Raw genomic sequence first — 16,821 nt, 5'->3', positions numbered from 1 at the left:
ATCAATTTTATGTAAATGATAATACAAAAGTAGAATTAGCTGATGATGGTTTTGATTCTTTATATGATCAATTATTTCCTAAAAGTAGCAACATAATTCTTAAATAAAAAAATGACTATGAGAATTTCTCATAGTCATTTTTTTAATTATAACTAACCTTTGCAATTAAGTCTTCTTCATCTTCTTCATTTTTAATGTTAGTATTGTTTCTTTTCTTTAATATTGATTCTACTATTATAACTATAGCTCCATCACCAGTTACGTTAGTTGCTGTTCCAAAACTATCTTGAGCAGCATGTAGTGCTATCATTAAGGATTTTTCAACATTACCAAATCCAAGCATACTTTCAAGTAATCCTAAAGCAGCCATAACTCCACCACCTGGTACTCCTGGTGCTGCTACCATAGTTACTCCTAACATAACTATAAATGGAATCATAACAGAGAAAGTTGGAATTTGTCCTTTCATATACATTACAGCCATTGAAGCGAGAACTAGAGTAATAGTATCTCCAGCTAAATTTATTGTTGCTCCTAAAGGGATAACAAAATCTGCTACATCTTGGTCAACTTTATTTTCTTTAGTGCAGTTTAAAGTAACTGGGATTGTAGCTGCTGATGATTGAGTACCCAAAGCTGTCATATATGCAGGTATCATATTTTTTAGTAATTTTAATGGATTTTCTTTCTTTAAAGTTCCAGCTAAAGCATATTGAACTATTAAATAAAATGCTTGTATTGAAAATAAAACTAAGTACACAAGTCCAAAAGATTTTAAAGTAGTAAAAATCTCACCATTATAACTTAACTTTGAAAATATTGAAAGAATATAAACTGGAACTAAAGGTATTAAAACCTTCTTTATTATTAATGAAATAACGTAATTAAACTCTTCTGATACATTCAATAGATAACTATTTTTTATTCTTGATATTCCTATCCCTAATAAGAATGCAAAAACTAAAGCTGACATAACACTAAACATTGGAGGAATATCAATTATAAAGTAAGGTTCAACATTTACTGAACTAGTGCTCAAGGAAGTACTTACTATAAATTTAGGAAGTACTGAACGTCCTATTAAGAAAGTAATTGTTCCTATTAAAAATGTTGAAGCATATGAAATTAAAGTAGTTATAAAAAGTCCTTTTCCTGATTTATTTCCTAAAGACGCTATACCAGGAACTATAAATCCAACTATTATAAGTGGAATTAAAAAACTAAGTAAATTTCCAAATATAACATTAAATGTCATCAACATCCTAATAGGTATATCTAAATTAATATAGGAACAACCTAGCCCAACAAGTATTCCTAAAATTATTGCAAAAAATATTCTTTTTATTAAGGATAAATTTTTCATAATAGCCCCCTTTGTATTCTTGTTGAATACATATGTTTTTTGTATGGGTACATATTACTATAATTAGGTTTTAAAGTCAACAATAAAATCTAAATTATTTGATAAATTTTAATTTTATTTATAAATAAAAAAATATTGACATTTTGAAAACTTAACATCATAATTATTAATGGAAAGTGAATAACTGAGATAGAGGCGCGATGATTAAGAGTATCTTTGCAGAGGTAAGCACTTTGAAGCAAAGTGAAAGGATGAATCGCCGAAACCATTAGAAAAGGCTTTAATTCTATTAGGTTGGGGTTACATAGAATATATGTAACACTGTCACAAATTATTTTGTGGTGTGCTATCATGAAAGAAGAGTATTGTATATAACTTTACAAACCCTTAAGCATGAAACACGCTTAAGGGTTTCTTTTATTAGCTAAAACTTAGTTATCACTTATGGCTTAATTATTAAAACCATAAGGAGGACTAAAAATGAGTCAAGAACAAAATACTAATCTAAAAAGAGGTTTGAAATCAAGACATCTTAGTATGATTGCTATGGGCGGTGCCATAGGAACTGGTATTTTCTTAGCTATGGGAGACACACTGCATCAAGCCGGTGTTGGAGGAGCTTTTGTAGCTTATGGAATCATAGGAGTAATGGTATATTTCTTATGTACAAGCTTAGGAGAAATGGCAACATATATGCCAGAAACAGGATCATTCGGAGCATATGCAACAAAATTTATAGATCCAGCTTTGGGATTTGCCCTAGGATGGAATTACTGGTATAACTGGGCTATAACAATAGCTGCAGAAATGGTTGCAGGTTCTTTATTAATGAAATTTTGGTTTCCTAATGTTCCAGCAATAGTTTGGAGTGCATTATTCTTAGTAATTATATTATCTCTTAACTTATTATCTGCTAAAGCTTATGGAGAATCAGAGTTTTGGTTTGCAGCTATAAAAGTTGCTACTGTTATAATATTCTTAATAGTAGGTGTTCTTATGATTTTTGGAATAATAGGCGGAGATAATGTAGGGTTTAAAAATTTCTATGAAAATGGAGGACCATTCATTGGAGGAGCAAAATCTATTTTTATGATTTTCTTAATAGCTGGTTTCTCATTCCAAGGTACTGAATTAGTTGGAGTTGCTGCTGGTGAAAGTGAAGATCCTGAAAAAAATGTACCTAAGGCTGTTAATACAATCTTTTGGAGAATATTGTTATTTTATTTAGGAACTATCTTAGTAATAGGTGCTATAGTACCTAATGCTCAAGCTGGAGTGGAAACAAGTGCGTTTACAATAGTATTTGAAAAATTAGGATTAGCAGGTGCAGCTTCAGTTATGAATGCTATAATACTTACATCTGTTTTATCAGCTGGAAACTCTGGTATGTATGCATCAAGTAGAATGCTTTATGCTATGGCTAAAAGTGGAATGGCACCTAAAATTTTTGGGAAAACCAATTCTAGAGGAGTACCAGTTAATGCGATTATAATAACAACAATAATTGCAAGTTTATGTTTTTTAACAGGTATTTATGCTGAAAATACAGTTTATGTATGGCTTGTAGCAGCATCAGGATTATCAGGATTTATAGCTTGGCTTGGAATTGCAATATGTCACTATAGATTCAGAAAAGCTTATGTTGCTCAAGGTAAAGATATGAACAAATTAGTTTACAAAGCTAAATTATTCCCATTAGGACCTATAATTGCTTTAATATTATGTGGAATAATAATTTTAGGTCAAGGTTATGCATACTTAGATGTTAAAAATGGAATAGACTGGGGTGGATTAATTTCATCTTACATTGGATTACCTTTATTCTTTGGATTATTTGCATATTATAAAATTAAACATAAAACTAAACTAATAGACTTAAAAGATGTTGATTTAAACGTAAATCATTTAGATATTAATGAAAGTATAGAAGACGAAGTTTTAGGATATTAAAAGAAGAGATGAAAATTCATCTCTTCTTTTTTTATTTAATAAATCAGGATGTATAAACTATAGAATAAATTTTAATAAATTATAAATTTATTCTAAAAAAAATTACAATATGTTATAATTATAACAAAAAATTTAAAGAAAGGAGTTTTTTATGAACAAATTACTAATAGTTGGAAAACAAAATGCTTTAATAGAAGCCATTGCTCATAGATTTTCAAAAGAAGGCTTTAAAATAGTAATAATATCTAATACATTTAAAAATTCTAAATTTAGAATTTTTAAAGAGAACTTAGATGATAATAAATATAAACATATCTTTAAAAGAAACTCATTTAAATGCGTTATTTACTTAGATTATTTTGAAGATATAAATAAATTAAATAAACTCTTAAAATTTTCTTCTTCTTATAAAGTTAGAAACTTTATAAGAATAACAGATTTTATTAAAGATAGTGAATCTAATAACATATATGCATCTTTAAGTCATAGTATTTGTTCGATATTTAGAGATTATTTTACTAATTCAATGAATATAACAAATTTAAGACTCCCTATAATTTATGGAGAAGGATTAGCTGAAGATTTTGTTGATAAGAATATATTTATTATTATGGATAATCTTATTAAAGGAAAAGATATTCTTTATGATGATACTTTAGAAAGGAGATATATTCATGTAAATGATGCTTCAGAAACAGCCTATTTATCATTTAAATATTCATTAAATGATAAATATACTATTTCAAGTAATTATAGTCTATCTTTAAATGATTTAAGCAATATACTGAAAGGAAATACATATTATTTAAATATTAATCAATATTTAAATAATTCTTATCAATCTAACTTTAGTGATAATACTAAATTTAAAGAAAAGTATTCTATTTTAAAAGAACTTCCTATTATCTATGAAAGATATAAAAATAATGTAAATGCAAGTAAAAAGATAAAATCAAATAAATATAAGAAGTTAAAAATATTTTTAAAGCATTCTAAACCTTATGTAGAAAATATAGTTTTATTTATAATTGTTTACCTTATATCAAAAATGATTTCACCAGTTAATTCCGTATTTTATTTTCTAGATATAAAGTTAATATATATTATTGTTATAGGAATTTTATACGGATCTAAACAATCTTTAATTGCTACATTTTTATCCTGTGCTTTATTGATTGTACAAAGCTTAGATAGAGGAATTTCTATTGTTTCTATACTTGTACTAAATGAATCTTTAATACAATTACTTACATATGTGTTAATTGGTGTATATGTTGGGTATGTTAGTGATTTCAAAAATGTTCAAATAAAAACATTAAAAAATGAAAATAAAAAACAGGAAGATGAATATGATTTTTTAGAGGATCTATATAATAAAACATATAATGAAAAGAAAGAACTTGAAGAAAAAGTTATTTCATCAAAGGATAGCTTTGGGAAAATATATTCTGTGGTCAAAAAGTTAGATAGTTTACAACCTCAATACATATTAAAATCATCCATAGATATTTTAGAAGAATTCCTAGATAGTAATAGAATTGCAATTTATACTTTGAAAAATAATTTCTTACGACTTAATGTAAAGTCTAATAATGAAGATTTTAAACCTACTAATAATATTGATTTTGATAAGTTAAATATTGTAAAAGATCATATACAAGAAGGAGAACTTTTCATAAACAAAGGATTAGATATATCTATACCTATGATGGTTGCCCCTATAAAAAAAGGAAATAAAGTTATAGCTACTATAATGATAGAAGAACTAGAATTTTCAAAAATGAATTTATATTATGAAAATCTATTTAAAGTAATTTCTAATTTAATAGAATCTTCTATAATAAAAGCTTATGATTATGAAGAATTAACTTCAAAAGAAAGATATATATATAACACTATTTTCTTAAATGAGAATAGTTTCAAAAAACTTCTAAAGATAAAGCAGATTGCTAAATTTGAGAAGAAGTTAGATTATACTTTACTTAAAATTGATAACACTTTTGATTTAAAACTTTTATCTCAGATTATTAAATCTTCCATAAGAGAAACTGACTTCGCTGGTATAATTGATGATTCTATATATGTGTTGCTACTTAATACTAAAAAAGAAGAGAGTTACATACCTATTAATAGATTAGAGTCTAAAGGTGTAAGTGCCAAGGTGATGGAAGAGGTAATAAATAATGATTAAATTATTAGAAATAAATATCTTGTTAAGCTTTATTCTCTATATAATTATGAAACTGTTAAATAGAAATGGAGCTAATACAATATTTTTAATATCATTATCAATTCCATATGTAGGATTTATTTTATTGTTATCTATACTAATCTGTAAGAAATTAGTTTCTACTGATCATGGAATAGAAGTTTTAAAAAGAGAAAATAAATATGAAAAAAGTGTTAGTTTATTAGTAAGGTCCGCCGAGTTAGACCACAAAAAAGATTTAATCCCAGTCGAAGAGGCTTTGATATTAAATAATAACTCTATAAAAAGAGATTTAATAAAAGATGTATTAAAAAAAGATACATATAGATATAGAAATATTTTATTAAACGCTTTAATGGATGAAGATACTGAAACTTCTCATTACGCGGCTACTGCTATAACTCAGATGAAAGGAAAGTTAACAATATTAATACAAAAATTTGAGGTTGAATATGAAAAAGATCCAAAAAATCAAGAAAATGCTGATATGTTTTTAAAATCCATTAAAGACTATATTGAAAGTAATATTGTAGATTCTAGAGAAGTTATTAAACTAAAATATATGTATAAAGGATTACTTGAAGAATATAAACAAACTTTTGAATTTACAGTAGATTACTTTGATGAACTTATTAAAACTTGTATAAATCTTAAAGAATATAAAAAAGCATTAGAATATAATTGTGAGTTTAAGGAACAGTTTAAGGATAATATTAGACCATACATTCTTCTTCTTGAAATCTATTATTATCTTAAGGATAAGGAAAGTTTTAATAATGTAATTTTAGAAATTAGAAACTCTAATTTAAAATTAGATAATAATTCTTTAGATTTATTAAGATTCTGGATATAGGAGGAGAATAATGTTTAGTAAAAAGTTTGTTTTTTTCTTTGTGTCATTAAGTTTGCTATTAGGACTTTTACTTTCCTTTATGAAGATAAACTATGTATTTGATAAAATTGATAATACGAATATAACAAATTTAAATAAGGAAAGATTTTCATCCACACAATATGATGTAATGAAAAAGAATTATTCTGATAAATTTTTAATTTTATGTGGAAATGGAGAAGAAGATAATAAAATCTACGAGAACTTTAAAGTTATTCTTGAAGGTATGGACAAACAATTAATTAAGTTGCCAATAACAGATTTTAAGGGAGATACTGATTGTTATAGAGGTATTATCATAAACACTGAAAACCTAGAAACCTTTAATTATTTTTCTGAATTAATATCTTATGTAAAAAAAGGTGGAAATTTAATATTTTCTCAACGTCCACTTATAAGTGATAATTTAAAATCTATTTCTAAAGATATAGGCATAGAAAAAATATTTTTAGATGAGCCAATAAGTGTAAATTCTATGTATGTTATGTCTAATATATTAATAAAAGGATATGGATTAAAGAGGACTGAAGATACAGAAAATAGTTCTTTAAAGGTTGAACTAACTAAAGATTCTCTAGTTCATATAAAAGCTGATAAGGATATACCTCTTCTATGGGAAAAAAATCTAGAAAGTGGTAAAATCATCTTTTCAAACGGTCAATTTTTAGGTGAAAAAGGAAACAGAGGACTTCTTACTGGTGTTCTTTATAGAACAGGAAAGAATTTTATTTATCCAATAATTAATTCAAAAGTATTTTATATAGATGATTTTCCAGCTCCTATACCTAAAAATATTTCTAAAAATATTTATGAAGAATATCATATGAATGATCAAAAATTCTTTGCAAATATATGGTGGCCAGATATTGTTGGAATTTGTAGTAAATATAATCTTAAACCAACAGGGTATTTAATATATAATTATCAAGATGTAACTAAGGATATAGAAAATTTTCAAGGTGATATTTATTATAAAAATCTTATAACTCAAGGAAGAAATTTATTTAAAGTAGGGGGAGAACTTGGAATACATGGTTTTAATCATCAACCCTTAAGAATAGAGAAATATAATGATGATAGTTTAGGATATAATGATTGGAAAGATTATAATTCAATGGTTAATGCACAAATAGCATTAAATAAATTTGTACATACGATTTATCCTAATTATGAGGTTAAAGGTTATGTACCTCCGTCTAATATAATTAGTAAGGAAGGAATTAATGCTTTAAAGGAAGGATTCCCAAGTATAAATGTTATTTCATCTCTTTATGTTGTTGCAAGTGAAGAGATTGCTTATGAACAAGAGTTTTCGAAGGGATCAAATGGCATATATAACTTCCCAAGATATAGCTCTGGTTATGATTATGAAGAATTCGATAAATGGATGATATATAATGGAATAACTATAAACGGAGTATTTTCTCACTTTATACATCCTGATGATATACTAGATCCTGAAAGAAATCATGGTTTGTCATGGGAAGGCCTAAAAAAAGATTTTACTAAATTAATGAGCGAAGTATATAATAATTTTAAATGGCTAAAATCTGATACTATTTCTCAAGGTGTAGGTGCTTTAAATGAGTATATAACAACTAAAAGTGCGTTTTCATATGAAGAAAACTCTATAAAAGGTTATTTAGAATCTTCTGGAAAAAATGATTATTTTATTTTAAGAACAGATAAACCTGTAACAAAAAGTAGAGGATGCTCTTATGAAAAAGTAGATGATGAATTGTATCTTATTCATTCTACTGAAACTGATTTTGAAATAATATTAGGAGGAAATTAATAGAATGAAAATTTGCTTAATAGCAGAAGGTAGTTATCCGTATGTAACAGGAGGAGTTTCTAGTTGGATTCAAATGCTTGTTAGCAATATGCCTGAACATGAATTTATAATATTTGCTATAAATGCAAATAAAAATGAACACAATTCTTACAAGTACGAAATCCCAGATAATGTAGTTGAAATAAGGGATATATACCTTGACGTAGATAAATATAAACAAAAGAAAAATAATATTAAACTTTCTCTTAGTGCTAAAGAAAAAAATCTTATCTTAAAATTTATAATAGGTGAATACTTTGACTGGCAAGATTTTTTTGATTGCATGAAAAGGCTAAAAAATATTAATACAGTTGATATACTAATGAGTGAAGATTTCTTTGATATTGTAAGTGAAGCTGCAACAAAGTATTATCCATATATAGTTTTTAATCATTTCTTTTGGACAATACGTTCTATGATGATAACTATATTGGAAATATTAAAAAGTAATATACCAAAGGCTGATATATACCATAGTGTATCTACAGGCTATGCAGGTCTTGTAGGTGCTCTTGGAAAATATTATTACAAGGATTCTAAATTTATATTAACAGAACATGGCATATATACTAGAGAAAGAGAAGAGGAAATAATTAAGGCAGATTGGGTAAAAGGATATTTTAAAGATAGTTGGATTAAATATTTTTATAATTTATCTAGAGCTGCTTATACTTATACAGATCAAGTATTTACCTTATTCAAAAAAAATAAAGAATTAGAAATAGAGTTAGGATGTAAAGAAGATAAAATTCAAATAATACCTAATGGAGTTAAATTAGAAAGATTTTCTCATATAAATAAAAAGAAAGACGATGACTCAATAATTAATATAGGTGCTATAGTTAGGGTAGTTCCTATAAAGGACGTAAAAACAATAATACAAGCCTTTACATTGGCAAATGAAACCATCAAAAATATGAAACTTTATATTATGGGACCTATGGATGAAGATAAAGATTATACAAAGGAATGCATGGACTTTGTTGAAGCTTCTGGTAATAAAAATATAGTATTTACAGATAGGATTAACGTTTTGGATTATATAGGGAAAATGGATATACTTATATTAGGTAGTATTAGTGAAGGTCAACCCTTATCTGTTTTAGAAGGCATGGCTACTAAAAAACCTTATATAACAACAAATGTAGGTTCTTGCAAAGAGCTATTGTATGGAAATAACGATGGATTAGGGCATTGTGGAATAGTTGTTCCTGTTATGGGTTATTATCAAATGGCTCAGAGTATAATTAAACTATCTAGAGATGAAAATCTTAGAAAAGAAATGGGAGAAATAGGTTTTAAAAGAGCTTCTTTATTCTATACACAGGAACAATTTATAGAAAAATATAGAAAAATATATAGAGAGTTGGTTTAGTATATGGCTGGAATTGGATTTGAATTAAAAAAGATAATTGATAGAGATAATATTTTTGCTAAAGCAAGAGTATATTTTATGTCGTCTTTAATAACTGTTGGCCCAATGATCATTTGTATAACTTTATTTTTAGTAATGCAAAGATTATTAAAAAATTTTGGTGCCTCTTATGCTAATATACAAATATTTAATGCAGTAATAATATATTCTTTTTTGATATCTTATATAAGTTCAAATGGCATAAGTATGCTTATGTCTAGATATATATCAGATTGTATCTATACAAAAAAAAGTGGATGTATATTTGAATCATTCTTAGGAGTAAGTATTATTTGTAGTTTAATAAGCACCATAGTTGTAAGCATACTTTTAATTAATTCTCCATTAAATTTAATGATAAAAAGTATTTGTTTTATGATTACAATAATATTATCCCTGATTTGGTTAGAAATAATATACTTATCTGCAATTAAGGAATATTTGCAGATAGTATCTTTTTTTCTAATAGGAATTTCAATAGTTATTTTAGGTAGTATATTAGGTATAAAGTTTTTAGGTATATCACCAATATATAGTGCTTTGTTATTTTCACTAGCTGGTTATGTTTTCATTGTAATATCTTTTATTGTTCTTTTATACAAAGTCTTCGGAATAAAAGATTTGAAATTATCTAACTGTTTAAACTTTATTAATAGTATAGATAAATATTATGAACTATTATTTATAGGGTTATTTTTATCTCTAGGTGCATATTTCCCTAACATGCTTATTTGGTTAACACCTAATGCTACTTTAGTAGAAGACACTTTTAGAATTGCATCCTTTTATGATGTTCCTAGTTTTTATGCATTCTTAAGTGTTATACCTTCTGTAGTGATATTTACAGTAAAAATAGAAACAGCTATATATCCTAAGTATAAAGAGTTTTATAATTTTGTAAGAGAGAGTGGAAGTATAAATGAAATCAGAAGATCAAAAAAAATTCTTATAGATACTATAATACTTCATATGACACATATGATTGAAGTTCAATTTATAGCTAGCTTTGCATGTATTGTCTTTGGATTTAAAATACTTCCTAATATGGGATTTGCAAGTGATTCTTTAGAAATTTTTGGAATATTAACCTTAGGTTCAATATCATATATATCTATGAGTTTTTTGATTCTAATACTTTTATATTTTGATGCTAGAAAGGATGCATTACAAGTATCTTTAGTATTTTTTATAACTACAGTTTCACTGTCAATAATAACTGTTATTATTGGACCAGAGTATTATGGGTATGGATTTTTCATAAGTAGTATAATTTCTGTAGTATTTGCATTTAATAGAATTAATAACTTTTTCAAAATAATAGAATATAGAACCTTTGCATCTCAACCAATTTTTCAAGTTGAAGAAAAGGGCTTTTTTAGCAGAATATATGATTTTTTTAATAATGAAAATAGAAAAGAAGTTTAATGTATTTTACATTAAACTTCTTTTTATATTATATTTTTATAGAACCTATTTTAAAATAATTTAATAAAACCTCTTCATCATTTCCAAATTTTATTGAAGCTTTTTTAGTTGAAGGATCTAAAATACCTAAGGCTATTGTATATTCACCTTTTTCTAGATTTTTATCTAATTCTATATTTGCATTAATGTTATTTTCACCTGGAAGCCAATTTCTTATATCTTCTTTTAATAATGTTTTGTTTTTTATATTATTTTCTTTATCTATAAGAACAAATTCCACAGGCCAATTAAAATAAAAAGGTGCAATTCCTTTATTTTTAATCTTTAGTTTTATATTTATCTTATTAGTGAAATTTGATTTAAAATATTTAGATTCTTCAATAACAAATTTATAACCTATGGTATTTAAAATTCTATCATAACTTTCTTTATATTTGTTATCTTTATCAGCGGGACAATTAGGACCTATAAACGTAGTATGCAAACTTTTTAATTGATCTATAATAGCTTCTATGGAAAATTTCTTAAAATAATTTATATTTTGGTCACCATAAGCAAACTCTCCGCCAGATGGAGCGCTTTTCCAAAAGTCTTTCATTTCAGGTTCATCTGTTTTTAATAACTCGTTATAGTATCCATTATTAACCCAATACAAAAATTTATCTGTAGAATTTTTATCTCCTATCATATCATTAAATAAACCAAAGTTATTTTGTTTAGCTATTTTAAAAGGACGTCTCATCATCATTATTTTATTAGGAAAGTATTGCAAATATGGTTTAACATATTCATTTGCACTAGATTCATCTGGAAATTTTAGTTTTATTTTATCATCCTCATAAGTATGCCATTCTCCCCAATGACCAATACTCCCTAACTCTATAAAAGCTATTTCAGAAGAAGAGTTATATCTTTCTCCTAAAGCTTTAATAAGTTTTTCATGGTAATATATTAAAGTTTTATTTTCATAGTTAGGACTAAAACCTTTACCATATGGAATATCATACCAAACACCATCACCATCTATTTCATCATATAACCATTTAGGTATTTGCATTGAATTTTCTTTGTTAGGATAATCCAAAACTATCCTAATTATCATTTTTATATTTTTAGATTTCCAATAGTCAAAATTAAATTTTTCCTCTATATTTTTAAAGTCATAATTTCCTTTTGATGGCTCTAAATCACTCCAGTATAAATTAGCATAAACCAAGGAATGTGGTTGAATATAGTCTTTGTACTTAGCATCTGGTGCCCATCCCATAAAAGGATTAATTAAAACTTCATTAGATATTTTAGGTTTATATATAATATTTTTATTTGTATTCTTATATATAAAGAAGAGGAGTATAACTGTTGCAATACATGTAATAATTAAGAAATATACTTTACTTTTTATATTCATACTTTTATTAGTCACTCCTTTAAATTTAAGTGTACTAAAAGAATACATTAAATAGTTTTAAAAATCAATTATTATAGAATAGAGTGAATAAAAAAGGGAAAAGTTATTTTAAGGAATCTGTTTGAAAACAAGTTATTAGTATATTTGTTTTATTACATAGTTTTGATCTGTTAAAGATTTTTTAATTTCATCTATATGAGAGTAACCATTGGTCTCCAAAGTTACTTCTATAACCATATTCTTAAGAGCATCTGTTGCTTTAAAGTGATCATGTTCAAGTTTTACTATATTTGCATTGGTATCAGCAAGTATTTTAGCAATTTTTAATATTTGTCCTGGTTTATGAGGAACTTCTAAGCTAAATCCAAAAAGTCTACCTTTAGCAACTAAAGCACTATTTATTAATGAAGTTATAGTAACCATATCTATATTACCACCACTTATTATTGATACCACATTTTTATTTTTAAAATTCAATTTAGAAGAGGCTGCTAATGATACCGCTCCAGAAGCTTCTGCTAAAAGTTTATGTTTTTCACTTAATGTAAAAAACGCCTCAACAATTTCATGGTCTGAAACAGTTATTATATCGTCAACATATTCTTTTATAAATTTAAATGTTAAATCACCAGGTCTTTTTACTGCAATTCCATCAGCAATTGTATCAACAGAGTCTAGACTAACTATTTCTCCTGTCTTAAAACTTTTAACCATTGCATTCGCACCTTCAGCCTGCACCCCAATTATTTTCACATTAGGATTTAATTCCTTAGCCGCTAGAGTAACTCCGCTTATTAAACCGCCTCCGCCTATAGGACAAAGAATAACATCTATATCTTTCAAATCTTCAAATATTTCTAAAGCTACTGTACCTTGTCCAAAAATTACATCAATATCGTTAAATGGATGTATGAATATAGCTTCTTGTTCCTGTTCAATTTTTTTAGCTTCATTAAAAGCATCATCATATACATAACCTGATAAAATAACATTTCCTCCTAAATCCTTTGTTGATTGAATTTTTAGTAGAGGAGTAGTCTTTGGCATTACTATAGTTGATTTTACATTAGCTTGTGATGCGGCAAAAGCTACGCCTTGAGCATGATTTCCAGCAGAAGAGCAAACAACCCCTTTTGCTTTATCTTCATCTGATAAAGATCTTATTTTATTTAATGCACCTCTTATTTTATAAGCGCCTGTTAATTGTAAATTTTCACATTTCATATACACTTGGTTTCCAGATTTCTTTGAAAATACCTCACTGTATATTAAAGGTGTTTTTATAACTATATCTTCTATATTCTTTTTAGCTTTAATAATTTTTTCTAAATACAAAATAATCACTCCCCACTTCTCATCATGTAAACCTTTTATAAGTTAATTATAACAAATAAAAGAATTTTTTTACAGATAATATTATTTTAAAAAGTATATTAAATAATAGTAAATGAAGTTCATAATTATGTCAGATTCTATAGTTAATTTAAAAAAGAATAGTAATGAAGAAATTCTAGATTATAGTTATCTTTATTATTTTTCCATTCTAATATCTAAACACGATATTAGAATAGGCTTTTTAATTTGTAAGGTTAATTAAATTAGTAACTATAAACTATATTATTTTATTTACAATGTATATTTGCTATAATTTAGGTTATACTTAATTATATATTTATATAAAATAATAGTATTACTTTTATATGTAATACTAATAGTATTACATATTTCAAATAAATACTTTTAAATAATTTCACTAAGAATAACTTTTGTTCAAATAGTGTTACGAAAGATATCCGCGAATTAAATTAAGTTAAAAATGATTTAATTTAATATTAATTTAAAATACATATAATTTCTTAAAAGCACCTTAATTAATAACTTCGCTAAATATACATTTAGCGAAGTTATTGTGTTTTTAAAAAAAATATGCTACAATATAGTCATACCAAGGCTTTGAAAGGATTTTACACTATGAATAATGAAGGAAATCAATTAGAAAATTTTCAATACTCACAAGGAATTAAAGAATTATTAAATATAAATTTAAGTAATGATGATTTAAATAATCTTGATCATATATACAACTATTACGATTCTCAAAATATTGAGCGTAACTATGAAAATTTAATTGAAGATATTTATATTTTTATTTTCAAGAGAAAATTTGGTATTAAACAATTAGCAGAAATCTATAAAGTTAATCAAAGGATAATCAAAAGATGGTTAAAAGAGCTTGGGATGGACAAACTTTTAGAAGTAGAAAAAAGCTTTGATTCTGACGTAAAATTAAATTTCAAAATCAGTAATTCAGATGAATTACTCGAAAAAAACAAAATAAAATTTGATTTTTTAGAGAGATCGAAATATCCAAAAAGGGTTATTGAATTCTTGAACTACTTAGAAAATGTAAAAGGAAAATCTCTAAATACTATCAAAGGATATTCAGTTGACTTAGGATTATTTTTTAAATTTTTAAAAGTCTATAAAGGTCTAGAAAATACTATCGAATTAGAAAAAATTGAAGAAGTTGAAATTTCTGATTTAGGTGATGATTTTATAAAAAACATAAACTTATCTGACATCTATGCATTTTTGTCTTTTTTAGAAAAAATCAGAAATAACAGTGCGTATGCTAGAGCTAGAAAAGTTGCTACTTTAAAATCTTTTTTTAAGTTTTTAAATTCTAAAATAAAGCTAATAGATGAAAACCCCACAGTAGAATTAGAATCTCCAAAGATAAATAAAAGACATCCAGTTTATTTAACCTTAGAACAAAGCATAACAGTTTTAAACTCTATGGATAAAGCAAATAAAAATTATTATAGAGATTATTGTATACTTACTTTATTTTTAAACTGCGGAATGCGATTATCTGAACTTTGTAATATTAAAATAGAAAAAATTAAATCAGATACCTTAACCATTATAGGTAAAGGAAATAAAGAAAGAACAGTTTATTTAAATAAAGCTTCAATTACAGCGATAGAAAACTATCTAAAAAATAGAAATGATTTAAAAGCTACTGAAGAAGCTAAAAAATACTTATTTTTATCAAGTAAATATAGACCTATAAATAAAAGAAGCGTTGAAATTTTAGTGAAAAAACATATAGAAAACGCAGGGTTTAAAGATCAAAAATATACTCCACATAAACTTAGACACACTGCCGCTACACTCATGTATAAGTATGGTAATGTAGATATAAGAAGCTTACAAAATATATTAGGTCACGAAAATATTTCAACAACTCAAATATATACCCATGTAGATGATGAAACTTTAAGAGAAGCAGTTAAAACTAATCCTTTAGCAAATATAAAATAGAAATATATCTTAATTTTATAAAGAAAACACGAGGATAGAACATATGTTCTATCCTCGTGTTTTTAGCATTTTTAAAAGAAACACTCTTCTAATTTTCTTTTATTTTAAGTTTTCTAACTCCTGGAAATACTTCTTCTGTCATTTCTTCCATAGTTAAATCATCATTTAAATCTATATCTTCAAGATATTCAATATGATCAAAAGCATCCTCATATTCATCTTGCTTAGCTAAATACTCTTCCCAAGTTTCTGTTGTAAGTTCTTCTTCTAAATCATCTTCCATTTCTTCTTGTTCTTCTTCAACAAGTTTTTTAAGAGTTTCTTCTATTTTTTTATTTTCTTCAACTTCTTTTGCTATATCAGCTATTCTTATGGCTTTTGTATCTATTCCTTGCATCTCTAGACAATCACCGCAATTATCACAAATTCTTCCATTATATACATCACAATAATCATCATCATTAAATACTTTTTTATCCATAAAGTCACCTCTTATTTAAAAATTATCTTTTCATTATAACAAATATGTTCTTTTTTATCAAATAAAAAGTTATTTTATGTAAATATTACCTTTTTAATCATTTTTATTAAAGTCATTATCATGAGAACATAAGTTTGCTATACTCGCCTTACTGTGGTATAATATTGCTAAAGAATCGTGAGGTGCAATTACTATGATTATCAAGGAAAATTCAGATAAACAAACTCAAATATATAATTTTTTAATTGAATTTACAAAATCAAAAGGGTATCCACCTTCAGTTAGAGAGATATGCCAAGCAGTTAGCTTGAAATCAACCTCAACTGTTCATGGACATTTAAAGAGATTAGAGAAAAAAGGATTAATATATAGAGATCCAACCAAACCAAGAGCCTTAGAAATAGTAGAATTATCTAATGAAGAAAATGAATTAATAGATATTCCTATAATAGGTAAAGTTACTGCTGGTATGCCTATTTTAGCTACAGAGAATATAGAAGATATGTTCCAAATACCTATAA

The 16,821-nt window shown here is 25.7% G+C and carries 12 protein-coding genes and 1 riboswitch; of the genes, 8 read left to right on the top strand and 4 right to left on the bottom strand.

The genetic code is table 11. From position 1 onward, the window contains the following. Nucleotides 1-142: 142 nt before the first annotated feature. The gene (locus Q1J60_RS07085) at nucleotides 143-1,363 is read right to left on the bottom strand and encodes a dicarboxylate/amino acid:cation symporter (protein ID WP_300260115.1); all 1,221 of its coding nucleotides are present in this window, start codon (nucleotides 1,361-1,363) and stop codon (nucleotides 143-145) included. 182 nt (nucleotides 1,364-1,545) lie between these two features. Continuing rightward, a riboswitch (Lysine riboswitch) is annotated at nucleotides 1,546-1,720 on the top strand. 123 nt (nucleotides 1,721-1,843) lie between these two features. Here Q1J60_RS07085 and Q1J60_RS07080 point away from each other — a divergent pair. The 6 genes from Q1J60_RS07080 to pelG all read left to right on the top strand — a co-directional run bounded on the left by Q1J60_RS07080 (nucleotide 1,844) and on the right by pelG (nucleotide 11,087). Continuing rightward, complete coding sequence (locus tag Q1J60_RS07080) at nucleotides 1,844-3,313, top strand: amino acid permease (protein ID WP_300260113.1); 1,470 nt, start codon at nucleotides 1,844-1,846, stop codon at nucleotides 3,311-3,313. 151 nt (nucleotides 3,314-3,464) lie between these two features. After that, nucleotides 3,465-5,504, top strand: a complete 2,040-nt coding sequence (locus Q1J60_RS07075; protein ID WP_300260111.1) for an NAD(P)-dependent oxidoreductase — start codon at nucleotides 3,465-3,467, stop codon at nucleotides 5,502-5,504. After that, nucleotides 5,497-6,375, top strand: a complete 879-nt coding sequence (locus Q1J60_RS07070) for a hypothetical protein (RefSeq protein ID WP_300260109.1) — start codon at nucleotides 5,497-5,499, stop codon at nucleotides 6,373-6,375. Before Q1J60_RS07075 ends, Q1J60_RS07070 begins: the two co-directional genes overlap by 8 nt. A 10-nt stretch (nucleotides 6,376-6,385) precedes the next feature. After that, the gene (locus Q1J60_RS07065) at nucleotides 6,386-8,209 is read left to right on the top strand and encodes a DUF2194 domain-containing protein (protein ID WP_300260107.1); all 1,824 of its coding nucleotides are present in this window, start codon (nucleotides 6,386-6,388) and stop codon (nucleotides 8,207-8,209) included. 4 nt (nucleotides 8,210-8,213) lie between these two features. Beyond that, on the top strand, nucleotides 8,214-9,623 hold the full coding sequence (gene pelF / locus Q1J60_RS07060; RefSeq protein ID WP_300260104.1) for a GT4 family glycosyltransferase PelF: 1,410 nt from the start codon (nucleotides 8,214-8,216) through the stop codon (nucleotides 9,621-9,623). A gap of 3 nt (nucleotides 9,624-9,626) precedes the next feature. Beyond that, entirely contained in the window at nucleotides 9,627-11,087 is a 1,461-nt protein-coding gene (pelG, locus tag Q1J60_RS07055) for an exopolysaccharide Pel transporter PelG (protein WP_300260101.1), read from the top strand. Nucleotides 11,088-11,115: 28 nt separating this feature from the next. Here the strand turns inward: pelG and Q1J60_RS07050 are convergent, their stop codons facing one another. Further along, nucleotides 11,116-12,495 (bottom strand): DUF4832 domain-containing protein, encoded by a 1,380-nt coding sequence (locus tag Q1J60_RS07050; protein WP_300260098.1) that lies wholly within the window; start codon nucleotides 12,493-12,495, stop codon nucleotides 11,116-11,118. 135 nt (nucleotides 12,496-12,630) lie between these two features. Beyond that, nucleotides 12,631-13,830 (bottom strand): threonine ammonia-lyase, encoded by a 1,200-nt coding sequence (gene ilvA / locus Q1J60_RS07045; RefSeq protein ID WP_300260096.1) that lies wholly within the window; start codon nucleotides 13,828-13,830, stop codon nucleotides 12,631-12,633. Nucleotides 13,831-14,829: 999 nt separating this feature from the next. Here ilvA and Q1J60_RS07040 point away from each other — a divergent pair. Further along, nucleotides 14,830-15,819: a tyrosine recombinase XerC gene (locus tag Q1J60_RS07040; RefSeq protein WP_423249121.1), complete on the top strand. Its 990-nt coding sequence runs from the start codon at nucleotides 14,830-14,832 to the stop codon at nucleotides 15,817-15,819. Nucleotides 15,820-15,907: 88 nt separating this feature from the next. On the opposite strand, the gene Q1J60_RS07035 is transcribed toward Q1J60_RS07040, so the two are convergent. Beyond that, the gene (locus tag Q1J60_RS07035) at nucleotides 15,908-16,300 is read right to left on the bottom strand and encodes a hypothetical protein (RefSeq protein ID WP_300260091.1); all 393 of its coding nucleotides are present in this window, start codon (nucleotides 16,298-16,300) and stop codon (nucleotides 15,908-15,910) included. A gap of 193 nt (nucleotides 16,301-16,493) precedes the next feature. Here Q1J60_RS07035 and lexA point away from each other — a divergent pair. Beyond that, nucleotides 16,494-16,821, top strand: a 328-nt coding sequence (lexA, locus tag Q1J60_RS07030; RefSeq protein ID WP_300260089.1) for a transcriptional repressor LexA, incomplete at its 3' end; no start/stop codon positions are given.

This window comes from Clostridium sp., from assembly GCF_029258205.1.
Taxonomy (GTDB): domain Bacteria; phylum Bacillota; class Clostridia; order Clostridiales; family Clostridiaceae; genus Sarcina.
This window is presented reverse-complemented; position numbering and strand designations above follow the sequence as displayed.

Excerpts from the sequence above, each read along its gene's own strand:
- Q1J60_RS07085 (WP_300260115.1), bottom strand. The coding sequence starts at position 1,363 with ATGAAAAATTTATCCTTAATAAAAAGAATATTTTTTGCAATAATTTTA.
- Q1J60_RS07080 (WP_300260113.1), top strand. The coding sequence starts at position 1,844 with ATGAGTCAAGAACAAAATACTAATCTAAAAAGAGGTTTGAAATCAAGA.
- Q1J60_RS07075 (WP_300260111.1), top strand. The coding sequence starts at position 3,465 with ATGAACAAATTACTAATAGTTGGAAAACAAAATGCTTTAATAGAAGCC.
- Q1J60_RS07070 (WP_300260109.1), top strand. The coding sequence starts at position 5,497 with ATGATTAAATTATTAGAAATAAATATCTTGTTAAGCTTTATTCTCTAT.
- Q1J60_RS07065 (WP_300260107.1), top strand. The coding sequence starts at position 6,386 with ATGTTTAGTAAAAAGTTTGTTTTTTTCTTTGTGTCATTAAGTTTGCTA.
- pelF (WP_300260104.1), top strand. The coding sequence starts at position 8,214 with ATGAAAATTTGCTTAATAGCAGAAGGTAGTTATCCGTATGTAACAGGA.
- pelG (WP_300260101.1), top strand. The coding sequence starts at position 9,627 with ATGGCTGGAATTGGATTTGAATTAAAAAAGATAATTGATAGAGATAAT.
- Q1J60_RS07050 (WP_300260098.1), bottom strand. The coding sequence starts at position 12,495 with ATGAATATAAAAAGTAAAGTATATTTCTTAATTATTACATGTATTGCA.
- Q1J60_RS07035 (WP_300260091.1), bottom strand. The coding sequence starts at position 16,300 with ATGGATAAAAAAGTATTTAATGATGATGATTATTGTGATGTATATAAT.